We start from the raw sequence: 21,388 nt of genomic DNA, 5'->3' as shown, positions 1-21,388 counted from the left end.
AATTACCAAAGAGATACGGTATATTTGCTGCACTTTGAATATACTATGGAGAACTTCTAAAGAATCTATTAAGAAATGGAACAACCCCTTGCAAGTTGAGCAAAAAGGGAATAAAGTAGTACAACCGATTGGTGTGGAGACCAACGGCTTGTTGATAGAATGAAGAATGGAAAAGAATGAAGTAAGGATATGAGGTGTCAAATATGTTGATGATGCTACAGAGATTCTGCGGCGTACTCACCTTGATGTTGGCGGTCTTGTATGTTTATCAGGCGTTTTACGTCATTGTCGGGCTGGTGCGCCGTAAACGGCCCCTGTCCCATCAGGCCCAGACCTTCCACCGGTATGCGGTGCTCATTTCTGCCCGCAATGAGGAGGAGGTCATAGGAGAGCTCATAGAGAGCTTAAAAAATCAGGACTATCCCAAGGAACTCCTGGATGTCTATGTGATTGCTGACAACTGCACCGATGCCACCGCCCAGGTGGCTCGTGAGGCCGGAGCCATTGTGCTCGAGCGCTTTGACCGGGTGCGTGTGGGCAAGGGTTATGCCATGGATTGGTTCTTCCACAAGCTGGAGGAGCAGGGCAAGGGCGAGCTGTACGACGGCTACTTTGTCTTTGATGCGGACAACATTGTGGACCCTGCCTTTGTGAGGGAGATGAACAATGTGTTCGATTCCGGCGATTATGCAGCCCTCACCTGTTACCGGAACTCCAAGAACTACGCTTCCAACTGGATTTCCGCCGGGTACTCCCTGTGGTTTTTGCGTGAGGCCCGCTTTTTGAACTTTGCCCGGATGGAGATGGGCACCGGTTGTGCCGTGTCCGGCACGGGCTTCCTGGTTTCTGCCCAGGTGGTGCGGGAAAACGGCGGCTGGCCCTACCATCTGCTCACCGAGGACATTCAGTTCTCCATCGACTGCGCCGTCCAGGGCCGCCGCATTGGCTACTGCGACAAGGCTGTGGTGTACGATGAGCAGCCCACCACCTTCCAGCAGTCCTGGACCCAGCGGATGCGCTGGTCCAAGGGCTTCTACCAGGTGGCTGCCCGGTATCTGGGCTCCCTGTTCCGGGGCTGCTTCACCCAGAAGAAGGGCCGGTTCACCTGCTACGACATGATGATGACCGTGGCTCCCGGTATGCTGCTGACCACGGCGGTGCTGGGCTTCAACGCCTTTATCGTCTTCTCTGCCTTTACCGAGCCCATGTCGGTGGCGGGGGAGCTGATGCAGGATGCTGTTCTGTTTTTGCTGGATAATCTGTTTAACTTCTACATCTGCATGCTCATCTACGGCGGCATGACCTTGTTGGTGGAGTGGAAGCAGGTCAACGCTCGAGCCAGCCGTAAGATCCTGTATTTGTTCACCTTCCCCTTGTTTATGCTCACGTACATCCCCATCTCCCTGGCTGCTCTGGTGCGCCGTGTGGAGTGGAAGCCCATCCGTCACAACTCTTCTGCCAGCTTGAAGGCCAAAAATGGTTCTTTGACCTAAAGATGGATGAAACCAGCACCCCGGAGTGGAAAACTCCGGGGTGTTTTTCTTTGCAAGGAACTGTTTTCATCTTACCCACCTGGGTAAGCTCCGCAGGGTGACTTTCTGGTTGGGCAGAAAGTCACCAAAGACCCACCAAAGGGAGATCCCTTTGGAATCCCCAGGTTTTAATTGTTTTTTTCGGTTCAGGCCCAAGTCGGCCCTGGGCCTGGTGGGGCGGATTGGATGGCTTGGCACATCTTTGGACAGTGTCTGCTCCGCTGGCAGCCTCCGCTCCTTCCTCCAGGGCCTCAGGTCTGGGTGTAGCGGCCTTCGCCCGGCCGCTGTCGGCCGGGGTGCGCCACAGGTAGGGCCGAAATGGGGAGAACGGCGCACCACCCCAGCAGCGACAGAGAAAAAGAGGATCTCTTTTCCTCCTGGTATGGCAAATTCCCTTCGGCCCGGTCTGGGAAGCAACTCCTCCCCTCCTAGGAAAGCGGGGTAGATTCCACAAGGAGGGGGAAGGCCCCTCCTTTGGCGATTCTTTCCCCGATTTCTCATCGCTGAGAAATCGGGCCCAGCGGAGCGTCCCCACCAGGCTGGCAAGCCTGCGTTTGAGATATCGGAGAAGAACAGACTTACGTTTTTATCCCTGCGGGTGGAGGCTCTTGATCTGATAGAGAACTGAAAGAGAGTTTTTTTAAGCAGATCGATGCTCTGGGGCTTGCAATCTCTGGACAGATATGGTATACTGCTACCGTAAGTAGGGTAGTTTAGGTAAGAGTGAGGCATCCGCCTCACTCTTTCTTTTCGGACACAAGGAAAGGAGCTGAGTAAAATGGCTAAAGTGGCAGATGTGGTGGAAAAGCTGGCCCTGCCTGTGGTGGAGCAAGCGGGCTGCACCCTGTGGGATGTGGAGTATGTCAAGGAGGCCGGTGAGTGGTTCTTGCGCCTGTACATCGACAAAGAGGGCGGTGTGGGCATTGAGGATTGCGAGGCAGTGTCCCGCCCTGTGTCCGATTTGCTGGACGAGGCCGACCCCATCCAGGGTGGCTATACCTTTGAGGTGTCCTCGGCTGGGCTGGATCGTCCCCTGAAAAAGCCCGAGCACTTTGCACACTGCGCCGGACAGCGGGTGGATGTGCGCTTCTACCGCCCCATGGACGGGCGCAAGGAGTACACCGGCACCCTGGTGGGCTGCGATGGGGACGGCAACGTCACTGTGGATGATAAGACGTTTGAGAAAAAAGACGTGGCGCAGGTGCGCCTCCACGTCACATTTTGAAGGAGTTAATTGATATGGCCAAGAAAAAGACTGCCGCAAAGAGCATGGAGCTGGACGCCAAGGAATTCTTTGCCGCCATCTCCGACATTGAGAAGGAAAAGGGAATCCCCAAAAGCTACATGATCGAGAAGATCACCCAGGCTCTGGTGGCCGCTTACAAGCGGGACCACGCCGGCATCACCGACAACGTGGTGGTGGATGCCGACGAGGAAAAGTGCCAGGTGCGCATGTTTGTGAAAAAAGAAGTGGTGGAGGATGTGACCAACCCCAACACCGAGGTGGCGTTGGAGGATGCCCGCCGGGCTCTGCCCCGGGTACAGCTGGGCGATGTGCTGCGCATTGAGATCAAGCCCAAAAACTTCGGCCGCATTGCCGCCCAGACCGCCCGTCAGGTCATTGTGCAGGGCATGCGTGAGGCAGAGCGGGGCATGATCTTTGACGCCTTCTCCGCCAAGGCCCACGAGATTATCTCCGGCGTGGTCACCCGTGTGGATGCCCGCAACGGCTCTGTGTCCGTGCGCCTGACCTCCGGGTCTGAGTTCACCGACTCCTTCCTCTCCGCTGAGGAGCAGGTGCCCGGCGAGGTGGTGAAGGAGGGCGACCGCATCCGTGTGTATGTGGTGGAAGTGCGCCAGGCCAACCGTGGGCCCCAGGTGCTCATCTCCCGCACCCACCCCGGTCTGGTCAAGCGCCTGTTCGAGCTGGAAGTGCCGGAAATCTACGACGGCACCGTGCAGGTCATGTCCATCTCCCGTGAGGCGGGCAGCCGCACCAAGCTGGCCGTGTGGAGCGAGGACGAGAATGTGGATGCCATCGGCGCCTGTGTGGGCCCCAAGGGCCAGCGTGTCAACGCCGTGGTGGAAGAGCTGCGGGGCGAGAAGGTGGACATCATCAAGTACTCCGAGGACCCCGCCGAGTATGTGGCCGCTGCTCTGGCCCCCGCTGAGGTGCTCAGCGTGGTGGAGCTGGAACCTGGCAAGCGCTGCCGTGTGGTGGTGCCCGACGACCAGCTGTCCCTGGCCATCGGCAAGGAGGGCCAGAACGCCCGTCTGGCCGCCCGTTTGACCGGTCTGAAGATCGACATCCGTCCCGCCAGCGACCCCGAGCCCGCCGAGGAGCTGGTGGAGGAAGAGACTGCTGTGTTGGAGCCCGACGAGGCTCAGGCCCAGGAGCAGGTGGTGGGCGAGGAGGAGTAATCCCTCCCACCATATAGGAAACCAATCATTGGGGGTGAAGGAGAATGCCGAAAAAAATACCCATGCGTCAGTGCCTGGGCTGCCGGGAGATGAAGCCCAAGGGGGAACTGATCCGGGTGGTGCGCTCCCCGGAGGGGGAGATTTCCCTGGATTTTAAGGGGAAGAAGCCGGGGCGTGGAGCCTATGTGTGTCCCAATGAGGGGTGCCTGGCCAAGGCCAGAAAGGCCAAGAGCCTGGAGCGGGCCTTTTCCGCCCCCATTGACGCCCAGGTCTATGAGGCCCTGGAGGCGCAGATGAAGGCGGGTGAGCACCAGTGAGCGAAAAGGTGTTAGGCCTGTTGGGTCTGGCCCTGCGGGGGGGCAACCTGGCTGTGGGCGAGGCCCCGGTGGAGGAGGCCTGTGCCACCCACCGAGCCAGAGTGGTGCTCCACGCCGCCGACGCTGCGGAAAACTCCGTTTCCCGGGCTGGCCGTCTGGCCCAGCGCTCCGGGGTGGAGCTGGTGAGCCTGCCCTGTACCAAGCAGGAGCTGGGGTACGCCCTGGGACGCAATAGCTGTGCGGTGTTGGCCCTCACCGATGGAGGCCTTGCCGCTGCGGTGGTATCCCGCCTGGCCCAGGCCCGGCCGGAGCTGGAGCCTTTGGCCCAGACCCTGGCCCAGGGGGCAGCCAAGGGCGGGAAAGCAACCAAGAATGTGGGGCGGCGCCGCACCCCACGCAATGTGTAACTTAGGAGGTGGCCGATTTGAGCCTTGCGAAATATAGTGCCCGTGATGTGGCCAAGGATTTTGGGGTACAGCCCAAGGAGATCCAGGGGATTCTGTCCCAGCATGGGGTGGACAACGTGTCCCCCACCAAGATCCTCACCGATCGGGAGTTGACGGTGATTTTTGAACATCTGACCCAGCACAACCAGGTGGCGTCCATTGAGAGCATCTATGCTGACGTCTACCATGAGAAGAAGGAGCCTGCCAAAGCCGAGCACAAGCCCCAGGCCAGCCAGCCCAACCAGGCTGCTCCTGCCAAGCAGGCTGAGAAGGAGCCTGCCAAGGCTGAGCACAAGCCCAGCCGCACCCCCGAGAAGAAGATCGTGGACACCCGCAAGGGCGGTGGGGTGAACCTGGAGAAGTACGACCAGCGCCTGGAGGATCTGGCTCCCGATAAGGCCAACCGGATGCAGACTGGCAAGCAGAAGTTCCAGAACCGGGGCGGCAAGAACCGCAACCAGAACTTCGGCAACAAGCGCAAGCAGGAAGAGGCGGAGAAGATGCGCCGCCTGCAGCTGGAGATTGCCAAGAAGACCCCCCTCACCGTGAAGATCCCCGACGAGATCGGTGTGGGCGAGCTGGCCAGCCGCATGAAGAAGACCGGCGCCGAGGTGGTCAAGTGCCTGATGAAAAACGGGATCATGGCCTCTCTGTCCGAGATCATTGACTATGACACCGCCGCCCTCATCGCCATGGAGCTGGGCTGCAAGGTGGAAAAGGAAGTCATCGTCACCATCGAGGAGAAGCTCATTGACGTCTCCGAGGACAAGGAAGAGGATCTGGAGCCCCGGGCTCCCGTGGTGGTGGTCATGGGCCACGTTGACCACGGCAAGACCTCTCTGCTGGACTATATCCGCCACGCCAACGTGGTCTCCGGCGAGGCCGGCGGCATCACCCAGCACATTGGCGCCTACCAGGTGGAGGTAAACGGCAAGCCCATCACCTTCCTGGACACCCCCGGCCACGAGGCGTTCACCGCCATGCGTGCCCGTGGCGCCATGGTCACCGACGTGGCCATCCTGGTGGTGGCTGCCGACGACGGCATCATGCCCCAGACCGTGGAGTCCATCAACCACGCCAAGGCCGCTGAGATCCCCATCATCGTGGCCATCAACAAGATGGATAAGCCCACCGCCAACCCCGAGCGCATCAAGCAGCAGCTCACCGAGTACGGCCTGGTGGCTGAGGACTGGGGCGGCGATACCATTATCTGCCCCATCTCCGCCAAGACCGGCATGGGCATTGACAACCTGCTGGAGATGGTCACCCTCACCGCCGAGATGCGGGAGCTGAAGGCCAACCCCAACCGTACCGCCCACGGTACCGTCATCGAGGCCCGTCTGGACAAGGGCCGTGGCCCCGTGGCCACGCTGCTGGTGCAAAACGGCACCTTGAAGCAGGGCGACGTCATCATCGCCGGCATGGCTGTGGGCCGTGTCCGGGCCATGACCGACTACAAGGGCAACAAGGTCACCCAGGCCGGCCCCTCTGTCCCCGTGGAGATCATCGGTATGGGCGAGGTGCCCGGCGCCGGTGACGACTTCCACGCCGTGGCCGATGAGCGCATGGCCCGGGAGCTGGTGGCCCAGCGCAAGGAAGAGATGAAGAACGCCACCACCGGACACGCCAAGCAGAAGGTGTCTCTGGAGGAGCTGTTCAGCCAGATCCAGGCCGGCGAGATGAAGGACCTGAACATCATCGTCAAGGCCGACGTGCAGGGCTCTGCCGAGGCGGTGAAGGCCAGCCTGGAGAAAATCTCCAACGCAGAGGTGCGGGTGCGGGTCATCCACTGCGCTGTGGGTGCCATCAACGAGTCCGACGTGATGCTGGCCGCCACCTCCAACGCCATCATCGTGGGCTTCAACGTGCGGCCTGACAAGAACGCCGCCGACTCCGCCCACCGCAACAACGTGGATATGCGGATGTACCGGGTCATTTACCAGGCCATTGAGGAGATCGAGGCTGCCATGAAGGGTATGCTGGCTCCCAAGTTCAAGGAAGTGGCCCTGGGCGAGGCCGAGGTGCGCCAGGTGTACAAGATCACCGGCGTGGGCATCGTGGCCGGCTGCTACGTCACCGAGGGCAAGGTGGCCCGCAATGCCCAGATCCGTCTGGTGCGTGACGGCATCGTCATCCACGAGGGCGTCATGAACTCCTTGCAGCGGTTCAAGGACTCTGTGAAGGAAGTGGCCCGTGGCTACGAGTGCGGCATCGGCATTGAAAAGTACAGCGACATCAAGGAAGGCGACATCATCGAGGCCTTCCAGATGGAGCAGGTGCAGCAGTAATTTCGCTCTATTTTGTGTGGGGGCGGGCGGCAACTCGCCTGTCCCCACCTTCTATATCAGACAACTGGAAGTGGTAATATGAAGCCCAAAGTATACATTGACGGCAAACAGGGCACCACCGGCCTGCAAATTTACGACCGACTGGCCCAGAGAAATGACATTGAGCTGCTGCTCATTGACGAGGACAAGCGCAAGAATGTGGAGGAGCGGAAAAAGCTCCTAAACGCCGCCGACCTGGTGTTTTTGTGCCTGCCCGACCAGGCGGCCAAGGAAGCCGTACAGATGGTGGAAAACCCCAACACCCGCATCATTGATGCCTCCACCGCCCACCGCACCAACCCCGACTGGGACTATGGCTTTGCCGAGCTGTCGGAGAACCATAGAAATAACATTGTCATTTCCCAGCGGGTGGCAAACCCTGGCTGTCACGCCAGCGGCTTCATCGCCTCGGTGTACCCCTTGGTGCAGCGGGGGGTCATCCCCGCCCACTTCCCCCTGACCTGCTACTCCCTCACCGGATACACCGGAGGCGGCAAGAGCATGATCGCCGAGTATGAGGATGAGGGGCGGGATTCCTGCCATGACAGCTGCCGGATTTACGGCCTGACTTTGCAGCATAAACACCTGCCCGAAATGCAGAAGATATGTGGTCTGGATCGTGCCCCCGTCTTCGCCCCCGTGGTGGGAGACTACCCCCAGGGCATGGCCACCACCGTACTGCTGCCCTGGGTGGATGCCAAGCTGGCCCACGAGGCCCTCAGTGAGCACTACGCCGGACAGGCCCTGGTGAGCGTGGCCCCTCTGGGTGGGGAGGAACCCATGATCTATTCCAATGCCCTCTCTGGCCGGGACACCATGAAATTGGTGGTGTATGGCCGGGAAGGGCAGACCGCTGTCACCGCCGTCTTTGACAACCTGGGCAAGGGTGCCTCGGGGGCTGCGGTACAAAACATGAACCTGATGCTGGGCTTTGACGAGACACGAGGCCTGAGCCTGTAACAAAAGGAGGAAAACACTATGCCAAGCAATCGCCTGGGCCGTATCAACGAGGAGATTCAGCGGGAACTGGCCGCCCTCATCCCCACGGTGAAAGACCCCCGTGTGACGGGGCTGATTTCCATCACCCGGGTGGAGACCACCCCTGACCTCCACTTTGCCAAGATCTATGTGTCCATGCTGGACAAGAGCGACGCCAACAACGTGGTCAAGGGTCTGAAGTCCGCCGGGGGCTACCTCCGTCGGGAGCTGAGCCGGGCTTTGAACCTGCGCCACACCCCGGAGCTGATCTTCGAGCGGGACGACTCCATCGACCACGGCGCCCACATTCTGGAGCTGCTGCGGGATCCCAACGTGGTCAAGCCTGCCAACCCCGCCAATGCCCACATCGTGCTGGACGAGGAGGACTGAGCATGACCCACCAGGAAGCGGCTCGTTTTCTCAGTGAGCACGACAACTATCTCATCCTCACCCACAAGCGTCCGGATGGGGACACCATTGGCTGCGGTGTGGGCCTGTGCAACCTGCTGCGCACCATGGGCAAGACTGCCTGGCTGCTGCCCAGCCTGGATGCCACCGCCATGTTCCGGGAGTACCTGGAGGGGATGGAGGCTCCGGAAGAGTACACCCCCGATACGGTGGTGAGCGTGGACGTGGCCACCCTGGGACTGCTGCCCCCCAATGCCCAGGAGTATGTGGAGCGCATTGACCTGGCCATCGACCACCACCCCTCCCAGGAGTTCTTTGCAAAGAATACCTGCCTGGAGGCGGACAAGGCCGCCTGTGGAGAGATCCTGTGGGAGATTGCCCAGGATCTGGGTGTGATGAATGAGGCCATCGCCACCCCCCTCTATGTGGCGGTGTCCACCGACACCGGCTGCTTTGTCTATGCCAACACCACCCCCCACACCCACCGGGTGGCGGCGGGGCTGATGGAACAGGGCATTGACTTCAAGCGCTTGAACAAAAAGCACTTCCGCACCAAGTCCGTGGCCCGGATGCGCCTGGAGAGCCTGCTGCTCCAGGGTCTGTATCTGTGCCACGAGAACACCGTGGCGGTGGCCACCCTGTCCCTGGACGTGATGGAACAGGCGGGGGCCACCAACGATGACACCGAGGACATCGCCGCCTTTGTGGGTCAGCTGGAGGGTCTGCGCCACTCCGCCACCATCCGGGAGCTGAAACCCGGGGAGTGCAAGATCTCCATGCGCACCAATGCCGACTACCTGGATGCCTGTGCCGTGTGCGCCCACCTGGGTGGGGGCGGACACAAGGCCGCTGCGGGCTGCACCGTCATGGGCAGCGTGGAGCAGGCCAGAGAGGCTATTTTGAAGGCCATCGACCAGGAATTAAACCGCAACTAACCGGGAGGAGACAAGGATGCCCAACGGAATCATCATCATCGACAAACCCCAGGACTGGACATCCATGGACGTGTGTGCCAAGCTGCGGGGTGTGCTGGGGGAGCGGCGGATCGGACACGCCGGAACCCTGGACCCCATGGCCACCGGGGTGCTCCCGGTGTTTGTGGGCCGGGCCACCCGGGGGGTGGAGTTTGCCGAGCGGGGGGATAAGGAGTATGTGGCAGGGCTGAAGCTGGGCCGGGTCACCGATACCCAGGACACCAGCGGAAACACCCTGGAAGAACACCTGGTGGAGGTAACAGCGGAGCAGGTGAGAGGGGTACTGCCCCAGTTCACCGGGGATATTCTCCAGGTGCCTCCCATGTACTCCGCCATAAAAATCAATGGCAAAAAACTCTACGAACTGGCCCGCAAGGGCAAAGAGGTGGAGCGGCCCGCCCGGCCTGTGACCATCCACGCCCTCACCCTGGAGGGACAGACCGCCCCGGACGAGTTCACCATCCGGGTCAAATGCTCCAAGGGTACCTATGTGCGCACCCTGTGCCACGATATTGGAGCGGCGCTGGGCTGCGGCGGGTGTATGAGCTCTCTGCGGCGTACCATGGCCTGCGGCTATGAGCTGACCCAGGCCCATCCCCTGCAAGAGGTGCTGGAGACTGAGAACCCAGCCGGACTGCTGCTGTCTACGGACACCCTGTTTGAAGCCCACCCCGCCCTCACCCTGGGAAAGCGGGGGGCGGAACGGGTGCGCCACGGGGCCCAGGTGCACCAGCCGGAGGCGGAGGACGGTACCTACCGCATCTACGGCCCCGAGGAGGAATTTCTGGCCCTGGGCCGGGTGGAGCAGGGCAAACTCCACATCATCAAGAGCTTTTTTGATCCCACTTGAACGGAGAGAGAACCATCATGGCAGAGAAACAACGAGTCATTGCCCTGGGCTTTTTTGACGGGGTACACCGGGGCCACGGGGCACTGTTGCGCAGGGCTCGGGAAGTGGCGGACGAGACGGGGGCTTTGGCCTGCGCCGTCACCTTTGACCACCACCCCCGGGACCTGACCCGGGGTGAGCCCACCCCCCTCATCAACACCCATCAGGAGCGCACCACCCTCATGGAGCGGTATTACGGCATGGATGAGGTGCTGGTGCTTCCCTTTGACCGGGCCATGATGGAAATGCCCTGGCGGGAATTTGCCACCCACATCCTGTCTGAGCAGATGGGAGCCATCCACGTGGTGGCGGGCCATGACTACCACTTCGGTTACAAGGGGGAGGGCAACGTGGATCGCCTGGGGGAGATCTGCCAGGAGATGGGCATTGGCTGCACCATCATCCCTCCGGTGCAGATAGACGGCATCACCGTCTCCTCCACCTACATCCGGGGCCTCATCACCCAGGGCGATATGGAGCGGGCCTGCCGCTATCTGGGCCATCCCCACCTCATCACCGGCACGGTGGTGCATGGCAAGCAGCTGGGCCGCACCCTGGGCACCCCCACCGCCAATCTGCTGCTGCCCTCCAACATTCTGGTGCCCGCCTTTGGCGTGTACGCCACCCGGGTGCACCTGGCAGGGCAGACCTACCAGGCGGTGACCAACGTGGGGGTGCGCCCCACGGTGGAGGATACCCACCAGGTGACGGTGGAGCCGTGGATTCTGGACTTTGACGGGGATGTGTACGGCCAGCGCATGGAGGTGGAGTTTTACACTCGGCTGCGGGGCGAGCGGAAGTTTGAATCCCTGGATGCCCTGCGGGACGAAATCCTCCGCAACGCTCACCAGACCCGGGCCTATTTTGTCAAAAAATGAATTTCCACGGACCGGATTGGCAGACCATGGTGATGGGCTGTCAATCTTTTTTGTGCCTACATGGACGAAATAGACAAAAAGGGGTTGAAATTTCCCGGCGGGAATGTATAATTATATCGTATGAAATTCCTTGCAAATAGACGAGGAAAGCAGTATACTTGAATGCAAGGAAGGGACATTCCGGATTTTTTTGCGGCTTATTTGTTAAAAAAATAACGACAAAAAGCCGCTGACCTTTTGTAAAGACACGTCAAAAAAATAACGTGATATCACACTTTGAAGTATATTCGGTGATAAAAAGGTCAACTGGATGTAAAATTTGATTGCAAGGAGGCAATCCCTATGTCATTTGTGAAGTTTGAAAAGCAGGGAAGCGTGGCCGTACTTACCATTGACCGTCCCGAGGCCCTCAATGCGCTGAACTCTCAGGTTCTGTGTGACCTGGATGCCGCCATCTCCCAGGTGGAGGCTGACGACGAGGTTCGTGTTGTGGTGCTCACCGGTGCCGGTCGTTCTTTTGTGGCTGGCGCTGATATCGGCGAGATGGTGAATTTCTCCGCCATCGACGGCAAGAAGTTCGGTGTCCACGGCGGCTCCATCTTCCTGCGTCTGGAGAACCTGTCCAAGCCCGTCATCGCTGCCATCAACGGCTTTGCTCTGGGCGGCGGCTGCGAGCTGGCTATGGCCTGTGACATCCGTATTGCCTCTGAGAAGGCCAAGTTCGGCCAGCCCGAGGTGGGCCTGGGCATCACCCCCGGCTTCGGCGGCACCCAGCGTCTGCCCCGCATCGTGGGCATTTCCAAGGCCATGGAGCTGATCCTCACCGCCAAGGTCATCGGCGCTGCCGAGGCCAAGGAGATCGGCCTGGTGTCCCAGGTGTACGCTCCCGACGAGCTGATGGACAAGGCCATGGAGCTGGCCAACGCCATCTGCGCCAACGCCCCCATTGCTGTGGCCGAGTCCAAGCGCTGCATCCGTATGGGCATGCAGACCGACATCGCCACCGGTTCCGCCTTCGAGGCCGAGGCCTTCGGTGTCACCTGCGGCACCCAGGACAAGAACGAGGGCATGGGCGCGTTCCTGGCCAAGCGCGCTGAGAAGCACTTCCAGAACAAGTAAGCACCTCTTGGAAGGTAAGCCCTCGGCAGAGTTTCGCCGTCCGCAGACGGCGAAAGAAAATGAAATCCGTATTTTCTGAGGACATGTGCATCAGAAAATACACTTCTCAGCCCGCAAACGTGCGAGCAAGGCGAGTGCGATGCAGCGGGCTGCAATCTCCTCGAGAAAACGCTTGCGTTTTCGAGACATAGCTGAGAAGCACTTCCAGAACAAGTAAGTAATTTCCCTTATCATATATTAAAACTGGTCATTCCAGTGAGGAGGAACTTAACATGAAGAAAGTTGTAGTCATCGGCGGCGGCACCATGGGCCTGGACATCGCTCAGGTCTTTGCTCGCAAGGGTTTTGACGTGGTGGTCCGTGACATCAAGGACGAGATCATTCAGGCTTCCGAGGCCCGTCTGAACAAGGGCCTGGACAAGCTGGTTGCCAAGGGCAAGATGGACGAGGCTGGCAAGCAGGCCATCCTGGACAAGATGTCCTTCACCACCGACCTGAACGTGGCTGCTGACGCCGACCTGGTGGTTGAGGCCGCCATCGAGAACCTTGAGATCAAGAAGTCCATCTTCGCTGAGCTGGACGCCATCTGCAAGCCCGAGACCATCCTGGCCTCCAACACCTCTTCCATCTCCATCACCGCCATTGCTGCCGCTACCAAGCGCCCCGACCGCTTCATCGGTATGCACTTCTTCAACCCCGCCACCGTCATGAAGCTGGTGGAGGTCATCCGTGGCGCCAACACCTCCGACGAGACCTACAAGGCCATCTACGACCTGTCCGTGGAGATCGGCAAGGAGCCCGTGGAGGTCAACGAGGCCCCCGGTTTCGTGGTCAACAAGATCCTGATCCCCATGATCAACGAGGCCTGCGACCTGCTGTACACCGGCGTTGCCACTGCTGAGGGCATCGACACCGCCATGAAGCTGGGCGCCAACCACCCCATGGGCCCCCTGGCTCTGGGCGACCTGGTGGGTCTGGACGTGTGCCTGGCCATCATGGACACTCTGTACAACGAGACCCACGATCCCAAGTACCGTGCCTCTCTGCTGCTGCGCAAGATGGTGCGTGCCGGCAACCTGGGCCGCAAGACCGGCAAGGGCTTCTTTGACTACACCAAGAAATAATTTGCTCCCATCCGGGGGGCGGCAATGCCACCCCCCGGTCTCATACTGATAAGGAGGAAACATTCCATGGATTTCAAACTGTCCAAAGAACAAGAAATGATGCGCAAGCTGTTCCGTGAGTTTGCCGAGAACGAGGTCAAGCCTCTGGCTGCCATGGTGGACGAGGAGGAGATGTTCCCCGAGAACACCGTCAAGAAGATGGCTGAGTTGGGCATGATGGGCATCTACTTCCCCAAGAAGTACGGCGGCGCCGGTGCTGACGTGGTGAGCTACGCCATGGCTGTGGAGGAGCTGTCCAAGGTCTGCGGCACCACCGGTGTTATCGTCTCCGCTCACACCAGCCTGTGCTGCGCCCCCATCTATGAGAACGGCACCGAGGAGCAGAAGATGAAGTATCTGCCCAAGCTGTGCTCCGGCGAGTGGCTGGGTGCCTTCGGCCTGACCGAGCCCGGCGCTGGTACCGACGCTCAGGGTCAGCAGACCACCGCCGTGCTGGATGAGTCCGGTGGGAACTGGATCATCAACGGCTCCAAGATCTTCATCACCAACGCTGGCTATGCCAACGTGTTCGTCATCTTCGCTGTCACCGGCACTGTGCTGGACAAGCGCGGCCGCAAGAGCAAGGAGATCTCCGCCTTCATCGTGGAGCGCACCGACCCCGGCTTCAAGGTGGGCAAGCACGAGAAGAAGATGGGTATCCGCGGCTCCTCCACCTGCGAGCTGATTTTCGAGGATTGCGTCATTCCCAAGGACCGTCTGCTGGGCAAGCAGGGCAAGGGCTTCGCCATCGCCATGAAGACCCTGGACGGCGGCCGTATCGGCATCGCTGCTCAGGCTCTGGGTCTGGGCGAGGGCGCTGTGGAAGAGGCCATCAACTACACCAAGGAGCGTGTGCAGTTTGGCCGCCGCATCTCCCAGTTCCAGAACACCCAGTTCCAGCTGGCTGAGATGCACACCAAGATGCAGGCTGCTCAGTTCCTGGTCTACTCCGCTGCTGCCAAGAAGCAGGCTGGCGAGAAGTACACCATGGACGCTGCCATGGCCAAGCTGTTTGCCGCTGAGGCCGCCAGCGACGTGACCCGTCGTGCCGTGCAGCTGTTCGGTGGCTACGGCTACACCCGTGATTACCCCGTGGAGCGCATGATGCGTGACGCCAAGATCACTGAGATCTACGAGGGTACATCTGAGGTTCAGCGTATGGTCATCGCTGCCAACCTGGGCATTAAGTAATTGAGGAGGAAGAGCGCATTATGAAAATCATTGTCTGTGTCAAGCAGGTGCCCGACACCTCCGGCAAGGTTGCTGTGAAGGCTGACGGCACCATGGACCGTGCCGCTATGGCCACCATCTCCAACCCCGACGATATGAACGCTCTGGAGGCCGCCCTCCAGATCAAGGATAAGAACCCCGACACCAAGGTGGTTGTCATCTCCATGGGTCCCCCTCCCACGGAGTCCATGCTGCGTGAGTGCCTGGCCATGGGCGCTGACGAGGCTGTGCTGGTGTCCGCCCGTGAGTTCGGCGGCGCTGATACCTTCGCCACCTCCACCACTCTGACCGCTGCCATCCGCAAGATCGGCGTGGAGAAGGACGACATCGTGTTCTGCGGCCGTCAGGCCATCGACGGTGACACCGCCCAGGTGGGTCCCCAGATCGCTGAGAAGCTGGGCCTGCCCCAGGTCACCTATGTCACCGGCATCGACTACACCGACGGCCAGCTCACCGTGCGTCGTGAGCTGGAGGACGGCTACATGACCATCAAGGTGCAGACTCCCTGCCTGCTGACCTGCATCAAGGAGCTGAACACCCCCCGTTATATGCGCGTGTCTGGCATCATGGAGTGCTACTCCAAGCCCTACACCGTGCTGGACTTCAACGCTCTGGTGGACGATCCCATGGTGGAGCTGGAGACTGTCGGCCTGAAGGGCTCTCCCACTCAGGTGTACAAGTCCTTCTCTCCCCCCGTCAAGGGCGCTGGCACCATGCTGGAGGGCGCCGACAAGGCTACCTGCGAGCAGCTGGTGTCCATTCTGGGCGAGAAGCACATCATTTAAGGGAAGGAGCACTGAATTATGGCTTTCAATAGTAAAGACACTGCCGCCTTCAAGGGCGTGTGGGTATTCTGCGAGCAGCGCGACGGCGTGATCCTCAGCACTGGCTACCAGCTGCTCAGCGAGGGCCGCAAGCTGGCCAACGATCTGGGCGTGGAGCTGTGCGGCGTGCTGCTGGGCCACGAGGTCAATGAGACCTACGCCAAGGCTCTGGGCGGCTACGGTGCCGACCGTGTGTACATCTGCGATCACCCCCTGCTGAAGGACTACACCACCGATGCTTACACCAAGGTCATCTGCGACCTGGTGGAGGACAAGAAGCCCGAGATCTTCCTCATCGGCGCTACCAACATCGGCCGTGACCTGGGCCCCCGTGTGGCTGCCCGTCTGAAGACCGGTCTGACCGCTGACTGCACCCACCTGGACGTGGATGTGGAGAAGTACAAGGCCTTCCTGAAGACCACTTCCACCATCGACGTGGACAACACCAAGTTCGAGGAGAACACCAACCTGAAGATGACCCGTCCCGCCTTTGGCGGCCACCTGATGGCCACCATCGTGTGCCCCGACTATCGTCCTCAGATGTCCACCGTGCGTCCCGGCGTGATGCAGACCCAGGCCTTCAACGAGGAGACCGCTGCTAAGACCGTCCTGGAGAAGGTGGACGTGCAGCTGACCGAGGCTGACATCCACGTGGATCTGGTGGAGATCGTCAAGTCCGCCAAGAAGGCTGTGGACCTCATCGGCGCCGACGTTGTGGTTGCCGTGGGTCGTGGTATCAGCGCCGATCCCAAGCGTGGTCTGGAGATCGCCGAGGAGCTGGCCAACGTCCTGGGCGGCGTGGTTGGCGCTTCCCGTGCTGTGGTGGATGACGGCTACATCAGCGTGGATCACCAGGTTGGTCAGACCGGTAAGACCGTTCACCCCAAGATCTATGTGGCTCTGGGCATTTCTGGCGCCATTCAGCACGTGTCCGGCATGCAGGACGCTGAGTGCATCATCGCTGTGAACAAGAACGAGAATGCCCCCATCTTTGACGTGGCTACCTACGGCATCACCGGCGACCTGTTCAAGGTCGGCCCCATGCTGACCGAGGCCATTGCCAAGTTCAAGGCTGAGAAGGCCTAAGTTTCGCTTTCAAAGACTGGCTTCCCTCCGGGGAAGTCAGTCTTTTTTTGCCGTATTTGCCTACGGTGCTGTGGTAGGGGAGGGGCTTGCCCCTCCCAAGGGGTTCAGGGCAATGCCAGGGGAGAGGCGGGCCAAAACCATGAAAAATCACCTGCTTTAGCGTGATGGAAAACTACCATTTGTAGAACTGCGTAATATTGGAAAATAACTGGAATCCCTTGCACACCAACGGATAGAGGGTGTGGAAAACTTTGTGGAAGTTGTGGATAACTCTCTGTAATATACGGGAAGGCGTCTGGTGCACAGGGAGAAGGGGAAAGCCCTTGACGCTGCGGGTGGGAACATGGTAAGATAGATGTGCTGTATGACTGACGGAAGTGGAGTGACCACATGGAGTACAGCCGGCGCGAGATGTGCCGTATTGCCGACCGTCTGGGCGCACTTTGAATCAGTGCGCCCTTTTTGTTTTTGTGGCGCAGGAAGGAGCATGGAAGATGAAAACAGACATTCAAATTGCCCAGGAGGCAACAATGCTTCCCATTGGTCAGGTGGCGGCTATGGCCGGTATCGACGAGAATTTGCTGGAGTATTACGGCAAGGTCAAGGCCAAGATCGACATCACCCCCCTGCGGGAGGTGCCCCGGAAGGGCAAGCTGATCCTGGTCACCGCCATCAACCCCACCCCCGCCGGGGAGGGCAAGACCACCACCTCTGTGGGCCTGGCCGATGCCCTGCGCCGTCTGGACAAGAATGTCATGCTCTGTCTCCGTGAGCCCTCTCTGGGCCCGGTGTTCGGGGTGAAGGGGGGCGCCGCCGGCGGCGGATACGCCCAGGTGGTGCCCATGGAGGACATCAACCTCCACTTCACCGGAGACTTCCACGCCATTGGGGCAGCCAACAACCTGCTGGCCGCTATGCTGGATAACCATATTCAGCAGGGGAATGCCCTGGGCATTGATGTGAAGAAGATCACCTGGCGTCGCTGCGTGGACATGAACGACCGCCAGCTGCGCAACATTGTGGACGGCCTGGGTGGCCGGATGCAGGGGGTGCCCCGGGAGGACGGGTTCGACATCACCGTGGCCAGTGAGATCATGGCGGTGCTGTGCCTGGCCACGGGCCTTGCCGACCTGAAGGAGCGACTGGGCCGCATGATCGTGGGCTACACCTACGACGACAAGCCTGTCACTGCCGCCGATTTGAAGGCCCAGGGCGCCATGGCTGCCCTCTTGAAGGATGCCATCAAGCCCAACCTGGTGCAGACTCTGGAGCACACCCCCGCCCTGGTGCATGGCGGCCCCTTTGCCAACATTGCCCACGGCTGCAACTCCGTCTCCGCCACCGACACCGCTTTGAAGCTGGCCGACTATGTGGTCACCGAGGCGGGCTTTGGCGCTGACCTGGGCGCCGAGAAGTTCCTGGACATTAAGTGCCGAGCCGCCGGACTGGTGCCCGACGCCGTGGTCATCGTGGCCACCGTCAAGGCCCTGAAGTACAACGGTGGGGTGCCTAAGACCGAGCTGGGGGCGGAGAACCTGGAGGCTCTGGAGCGAGGTCTGCCCAACCTGCTCAAGCACGTGGAGAACGTGACAAAGGTGTTCGGCCTGCCCGCCGTGGTGGCCATCAACCGCTTTGCCAATGATACCGAGGCGGAGCTGGACCTCATCCGCACCCGTTGCCAGGAGCTGGGGGTGAACGTGGCCCTGTCCGAGGTGTGGGGCAAGGGCGGCGAAGGCGGCCTGGAGATGGCTGAGGAAGTGCTGCGCCTGTGTGAGCAGGACAAGGACTTCCGCTATGCCTACGACCTGGAGATGTCTTTGAAGGATAAAATCCAGGCGATTGTGGAAAAGGTGTATGGAGGCGTGGGGGTACACTACACCACCGCTGCCGCCAAGGAGCTGGCCCGCCTGGAGGCCATGGGCTTTGACAAGCTGCCTGTGTGCATGGCTAAGACCCAGTACTCCCTCTCCGACGACGCCACCCAGCTGGGCCGCCCTGAGGGCTTTACCATCACCGTGTCCAAAGTGAAGGTGTCCGCCGGTGCCGGCTTCGTGGTGGTGCAGACCGGGGACATCATGACCATGCCCGGCCTGCCCAAGGTGCCTGCTGCCGAGAAGATCGACGTGGACGAAAACGGCGTCATCTCCGGCCTGTTCTAATCGGAAAAAAATATGGTGGCCATCGCATAGCGATGGCCGCCGTTTCATGGACAAAAAGAGTCCGCACAGCATAAGCTGTGCGGACTTCTCTTTTGCAGACTAGATTAGTCAGCGGGAGCAATGGCGCCCACGGGGCAAACGCCAGCGCAGGAGCCGCAGTCGATGCAGCTGCCAGCGTCGATCTGCATGTGATCGTCGCCCATGGAGATAGCGCCCACGGGGCAGGTGGACTCACAAGCGCCGCAGGACACGCAGGTATCGTTGATTGCATGTGCCATGTAAAATACACCTCCATCTTTAGAGTTAGAACCATTCTCATTGTAGCATATCTCTCGAAAAAAGCAATAAGGAATTTTGGGAAATGGGGGAGGAGAAAAATCCCGGCAGCAGGGGTATAAACCAGGCCAAATCAACCCATGATTGGAGGGACGACAGGAGGGATTCCATGGAACACAGCAAGGAATGGAAGCAGCAGCCCCCAGTGGGGAAAAAGGGCGGACAGCCCCGGGACTCCATGGGCTGGGGCGGGGAGCTCCAGGCCACCCGGGCCGAGCGCACCCGTGTGCGGGAGGGCGGAGAGACCAAACTCACCGACCGCTATTCCCGAGACCTCACCCGCATGGCAGCTATGGGTGCGCTGGACCCCCTCATTGGCCGAGATGAAGAGGTAAACCGGGTGGTTCAGATCCTCTCCCGGCGCACCAAAAATAACCCCGCCCTGGTGGGAGAGCCGGGGGTGGGAAAGACCGCCGTGGCAGAGGGGCTGGCTGTGCGCATGGCTGCGGGGCAGGTGCCCCCGGTGCTGTGTGGCAAGCGGCTTTTGTCCCTGGATCTGGTGTCCATGGTGGCGGGTACCAAGTACCGGGGGGAGTTTGAGGACCGAGTCAACCAGATCCTGGCGGAGGTGCGCCGGGTGGGCAACGTCATCTTGTTTTTGGACGAGCTGCACAACATTGTGGGGGCAGGCTCTGCGGAAGGGGCCATTGACGCTGCCAACATCCTCAAGCCCGCCCTGGGCCGGGGAGAGATCCAGGTGGTAGGTGCCACCACCTTGGAGGAGTACCGCAAGTATATCGAAAAGGACTCTGCCCTGGAACGGCGGTTCCAGCCCGTGCGGGTGGGGGAGCCTACCCCCCAGCAGGCCCTGGACATCCTCAAGGGGATCCGGCCCCGGTATGAGGAACACCACGGGGTGGTGATTACCGACGGGGCGCTGGAGGCGGCGGTGGAGCTGTCCCGGCGGTACCTGCCTGACCGATTCCTTCCCGACAAGGCCATTGATCTGGTGGACGAGGGGGCAGCCAAGCTGCGGATGCAGGGTGAAATTCCCCATTCCCTGCGTGGACTGATGGGCCGCATCGAGCAGGCCGCGCAACAGCGTCGGGCAGCGGCAGCGGAGCAGGATTACGAGCGAGCGGCCATGCTCCGGGATGCGGAGTGGGATTTTCGCTGTGAGCTGAAGAAAAAGCTGTCCCGCAAGCAGATAGCCTTTCACCAGCAGCTGGAGGGGGAACATATCGCCTCGGTGGTATCCCAGTGGACGGGCATCCCGGTGGAGACAGTGACCAAGGGGGAGGCCAAGCGGCTGCTGGAGCTGGAGAATGAGCTGAAACGCCGGGTGGTGGGGCAGGACCAGGCAGTGACGGCGGTGGCCTCCGCCATTCGCCGCAGCCGGGTGGGACTGAAAGAGCCCAACCGCCCCGTGGGCGTGTTTCTCTTCCTAGGCCCCACCGGTGTGGGGAAAACTGAGCTGTGCCGGGCCCTGGCTGCTGCCCTGTTCGGCAGCGAAGAGGCCATCATCCGCTTTGATATGTCGGAATATATGGAAAAGCACTCGGTCTCCCGACTGGTGGGTGCCCCTCCTGGCTATGTGGGTCACGAGGAAGGGGGACAGCTCACCGAGCGGGTGCGCCGTCGTCCCTGGTCGGTGGTGCTCTTTGATGAGCTGGAAAAAGCCCACTCTGACCTGCACAACATCCTCTTGCAGGTGATGGAAGACGGGGTGCTCACCGACGGCCTGGGCCGGAAGGCGGATTTTCGCAATACGGTGGTGGTGATGACCTCCAATGTGGGGGCTCGCCATATGGTCAGCCGCACACCCCCTATGGGGTTTGCCGGGGGTGACCTGGATGCCCACCGCACCAACGCTGTGATGGAGGAGCTGCGCCGCCAGTTCCCGCCGGAGTTTCTCAATCGTCTGGATGAGGTGGTGCTCTTCCATCGCCTGGACAAGTCCCACATGGAGCGCATTGCCGGGCGGCTGCTGGGCGGCCTGGAGGGTCGTCTGGCCGCCCTGGGGGTGGGACTCAAGGCAGATGAGCAGGCAGTGTCCCTGCTGGCCAGCCCCATGGAGCAGCGGGAGCAAGACCAGGGCGCCCGCCCCATCCGCCGTGCGGTACGCCGAAGGGTGGAGGAACCTGCCGCTCAGATGCTCCTGTCCAACAAGCTGGAGCGGGGAGACGTGCTCTGCCTGGGGGTGGAGCAGGAGCAGTTGGTGCTCCACCGGGAGAAAAAACAAGTCTGAATGAGCTGGGGCCATTCCGGAAGCGGAATGGCCCCAGTTTTTGTATATATGGATGAATATTCATTCTATCATGAATAAATATGGGGTGTTGTGGAATATTACCCATAAAATCT

The 21,388-nt window shown here is 60.4% G+C and carries 19 protein-coding genes and 1 riboswitch; of the genes, 18 read left to right on the top strand and 1 reads right to left on the bottom strand.

The features are described from left to right. Positions 1 to 203: 203 nt before the first annotated feature. From H9X86_RS04705 to H9X86_RS04625, 17 genes are all read left to right on the top strand, one after another. Complete coding sequence (locus tag H9X86_RS04705; protein ID WP_204900425.1) at positions 204 to 1,493, top strand: glycosyltransferase family 2 protein; 1,290 nt, start codon at positions 204 to 206, stop codon at positions 1,491 to 1,493. A gap of 817 nt (positions 1,494 to 2,310) precedes the next feature. Further along, the gene (rimP, locus tag H9X86_RS04700; RefSeq protein WP_204900424.1) at positions 2,311 to 2,757 is read left to right on the top strand and encodes a ribosome maturation factor RimP; all 447 of its coding nucleotides are present in this window, start codon (positions 2,311 to 2,313) and stop codon (positions 2,755 to 2,757) included. 14 nt (positions 2,758 to 2,771) lie between these two features. Next, positions 2,772 to 3,953, top strand: a complete 1,182-nt coding sequence (nusA, locus tag H9X86_RS04695; protein ID WP_204900423.1) for a transcription termination factor NusA — start codon at positions 2,772 to 2,774, stop codon at positions 3,951 to 3,953. A 44-nt stretch (positions 3,954 to 3,997) separates the two neighbouring features. Next, positions 3,998 to 4,270 (top strand): RNase P modulator RnpM, encoded by a 273-nt coding sequence (gene rnpM, locus H9X86_RS04690; protein WP_204900422.1) that lies wholly within the window; start codon positions 3,998 to 4,000, stop codon positions 4,268 to 4,270. Further along, the gene (locus H9X86_RS04685) at positions 4,267 to 4,677 is read left to right on the top strand and encodes a L7Ae/L30e/S12e/Gadd45 family ribosomal protein (protein ID WP_204900421.1); all 411 of its coding nucleotides are present in this window, start codon (positions 4,267 to 4,269) and stop codon (positions 4,675 to 4,677) included. Before rnpM ends, H9X86_RS04685 begins: the two co-directional genes overlap by 4 nt. A gap of 8 nt (positions 4,678 to 4,685) precedes the next feature. After that, complete coding sequence (gene infB / locus H9X86_RS04680; RefSeq protein ID WP_430736089.1) at positions 4,686 to 7,004, top strand: translation initiation factor IF-2; 2,319 nt, start codon at positions 4,686 to 4,688, stop codon at positions 7,002 to 7,004. Between the two features lie 78 nt (positions 7,005 to 7,082). Then, positions 7,083 to 8,003 (top strand): N-acetyl-gamma-glutamyl-phosphate reductase, encoded by a 921-nt coding sequence (gene argC / locus H9X86_RS04675; RefSeq protein WP_204900419.1) that lies wholly within the window; start codon positions 7,083 to 7,085, stop codon positions 8,001 to 8,003. A gap of 18 nt (positions 8,004 to 8,021) precedes the next feature. Continuing rightward, positions 8,022 to 8,411, top strand: coding sequence for a 30S ribosome-binding factor RbfA (rbfA, locus tag H9X86_RS04670; RefSeq protein WP_204900418.1), 390 nt, complete (start codon positions 8,022 to 8,024; stop codon positions 8,409 to 8,411). Positions 8,412 to 8,413: 2 nt separating this feature from the next. Then, positions 8,414 to 9,364, top strand: a complete 951-nt coding sequence (locus tag H9X86_RS04665) for a DHH family phosphoesterase (protein WP_204900417.1) — start codon at positions 8,414 to 8,416, stop codon at positions 9,362 to 9,364. A gap of 16 nt (positions 9,365 to 9,380) precedes the next feature. Continuing rightward, a complete protein-coding gene (gene truB, locus H9X86_RS04660; RefSeq protein WP_204900416.1) occupies positions 9,381 to 10,253 on the top strand; it encodes a tRNA pseudouridine(55) synthase TruB in 873 nt (290 codons plus the stop codon). 17 nt (positions 10,254 to 10,270) lie between these two features. Next, positions 10,271 to 11,170, top strand: coding sequence for a bifunctional riboflavin kinase/FAD synthetase (locus H9X86_RS04655; RefSeq protein WP_204900415.1), 900 nt, complete (start codon positions 10,271 to 10,273; stop codon positions 11,168 to 11,170). A 342-nt stretch (positions 11,171 to 11,512) separates the two neighbouring features. After that, positions 11,513 to 12,289 (top strand): enoyl-CoA hydratase-related protein, encoded by a 777-nt coding sequence (locus H9X86_RS04650; protein ID WP_204900414.1) that lies wholly within the window; start codon positions 11,513 to 11,515, stop codon positions 12,287 to 12,289. A 272-nt stretch (positions 12,290 to 12,561) separates the two neighbouring features. Next, positions 12,562 to 13,413 (top strand): 3-hydroxybutyryl-CoA dehydrogenase, encoded by an 852-nt coding sequence (locus H9X86_RS04645; RefSeq protein ID WP_204900413.1) that lies wholly within the window; start codon positions 12,562 to 12,564, stop codon positions 13,411 to 13,413. Between the two features lie 66 nt (positions 13,414 to 13,479). After that, a complete protein-coding gene (locus H9X86_RS04640) occupies positions 13,480 to 14,643 on the top strand; it encodes an acyl-CoA dehydrogenase (protein WP_204900412.1) in 1,164 nt (387 codons plus the stop codon). Between the two features lie 20 nt (positions 14,644 to 14,663). Further along, entirely contained in the window at positions 14,664 to 15,467 is an 804-nt protein-coding gene (locus H9X86_RS04635) for an electron transfer flavoprotein subunit beta/FixA family protein (RefSeq protein WP_204900411.1), read from the top strand. A gap of 18 nt (positions 15,468 to 15,485) precedes the next feature. Beyond that, positions 15,486 to 16,592 (top strand): acryloyl-CoA reductase electron transfer subunit beta, encoded by a 1,107-nt coding sequence (gene acrA, locus H9X86_RS04630; RefSeq protein ID WP_204900410.1) that lies wholly within the window; start codon positions 15,486 to 15,488, stop codon positions 16,590 to 16,592. A 354-nt stretch (positions 16,593 to 16,946) separates the two neighbouring features. Continuing rightward, a riboswitch (ZMP/ZTP riboswitch) is annotated at positions 16,947 to 17,037 on the top strand. Positions 17,038 to 17,086: 49 nt separating this feature from the next. Beyond that, a complete protein-coding gene (locus tag H9X86_RS04625; protein ID WP_204900409.1) occupies positions 17,087 to 18,751 on the top strand; it encodes a formate--tetrahydrofolate ligase in 1,665 nt (554 codons plus the stop codon). 104 nt (positions 18,752 to 18,855) lie between these two features. Here the strand turns inward: H9X86_RS04625 and fdxA are convergent, their stop codons facing one another. Then, complete coding sequence (gene fdxA / locus H9X86_RS04620) at positions 18,856 to 19,029, bottom strand: 4Fe-4S ferredoxin (protein WP_087253804.1); 174 nt, start codon at positions 19,027 to 19,029, stop codon at positions 18,856 to 18,858. Positions 19,030 to 19,196: 167 nt separating this feature from the next. On the opposite strand from fdxA, the gene H9X86_RS04615 reads away from it, so the two are divergent. Continuing rightward, the gene (locus H9X86_RS04615; protein ID WP_243416831.1) at positions 19,197 to 21,275 is read left to right on the top strand and encodes an ATP-dependent Clp protease ATP-binding subunit; all 2,079 of its coding nucleotides are present in this window, start codon (positions 19,197 to 19,199) and stop codon (positions 21,273 to 21,275) included. Positions 21,276 to 21,388: the final 113 nt, after the last annotated feature.

The sequence above is a fragment of the Pseudoflavonifractor capillosus genome (genome assembly GCF_016902575.1).
GTDB lineage: Bacteria > Bacillota > Clostridia > Oscillospirales > Oscillospiraceae > Enterenecus > Enterenecus capillosus_A.
The sequence above is the reverse complement of the archived record's forward strand: the minus strand, read 5'-3'. Positions and strand labels throughout refer to the sequence as shown.

Coding starts and splice junctions, on each gene's coding strand:
- H9X86_RS04705 (WP_204900425.1), top strand. CDS start 204: ATGTTGATGATGCTACAGAGATTCTGCGGCGTACTCACCTTGATGTTG.
- rimP (WP_204900424.1), top strand. CDS start 2,311: ATGGCTAAAGTGGCAGATGTGGTGGAAAAGCTGGCCCTGCCTGTGGTG.
- nusA (WP_204900423.1), top strand. CDS start 2,772: ATGGCCAAGAAAAAGACTGCCGCAAAGAGCATGGAGCTGGACGCCAAG.
- rnpM (WP_204900422.1), top strand. CDS start 3,998: ATGCCGAAAAAAATACCCATGCGTCAGTGCCTGGGCTGCCGGGAGATG.
- argC (WP_204900419.1), top strand. CDS start 7,083: ATGAAGCCCAAAGTATACATTGACGGCAAACAGGGCACCACCGGCCTG.
- rbfA (WP_204900418.1), top strand. CDS start 8,022: ATGCCAAGCAATCGCCTGGGCCGTATCAACGAGGAGATTCAGCGGGAA.
- H9X86_RS04665 (WP_204900417.1), top strand. CDS start 8,414: ATGACCCACCAGGAAGCGGCTCGTTTTCTCAGTGAGCACGACAACTAT.
- truB (WP_204900416.1), top strand. CDS start 9,381: ATGCCCAACGGAATCATCATCATCGACAAACCCCAGGACTGGACATCC.
- H9X86_RS04655 (WP_204900415.1), top strand. CDS start 10,271: ATGGCAGAGAAACAACGAGTCATTGCCCTGGGCTTTTTTGACGGGGTA.
- H9X86_RS04650 (WP_204900414.1), top strand. CDS start 11,513: ATGTCATTTGTGAAGTTTGAAAAGCAGGGAAGCGTGGCCGTACTTACC.
- H9X86_RS04645 (WP_204900413.1), top strand. CDS start 12,562: ATGAAGAAAGTTGTAGTCATCGGCGGCGGCACCATGGGCCTGGACATC.
- H9X86_RS04640 (WP_204900412.1), top strand. CDS start 13,480: ATGGATTTCAAACTGTCCAAAGAACAAGAAATGATGCGCAAGCTGTTC.
- H9X86_RS04635 (WP_204900411.1), top strand. CDS start 14,664: ATGAAAATCATTGTCTGTGTCAAGCAGGTGCCCGACACCTCCGGCAAG.
- acrA (WP_204900410.1), top strand. CDS start 15,486: ATGGCTTTCAATAGTAAAGACACTGCCGCCTTCAAGGGCGTGTGGGTA.
- H9X86_RS04625 (WP_204900409.1), top strand. CDS start 17,087: ATGAAAACAGACATTCAAATTGCCCAGGAGGCAACAATGCTTCCCATT.
- fdxA (WP_087253804.1), bottom strand. CDS start 19,029: ATGGCACATGCAATCAACGATACCTGCGTGTCCTGCGGCGCTTGTGAG.
- H9X86_RS04615 (WP_243416831.1), top strand. CDS start 19,197: ATGGAACACAGCAAGGAATGGAAGCAGCAGCCCCCAGTGGGGAAAAAG.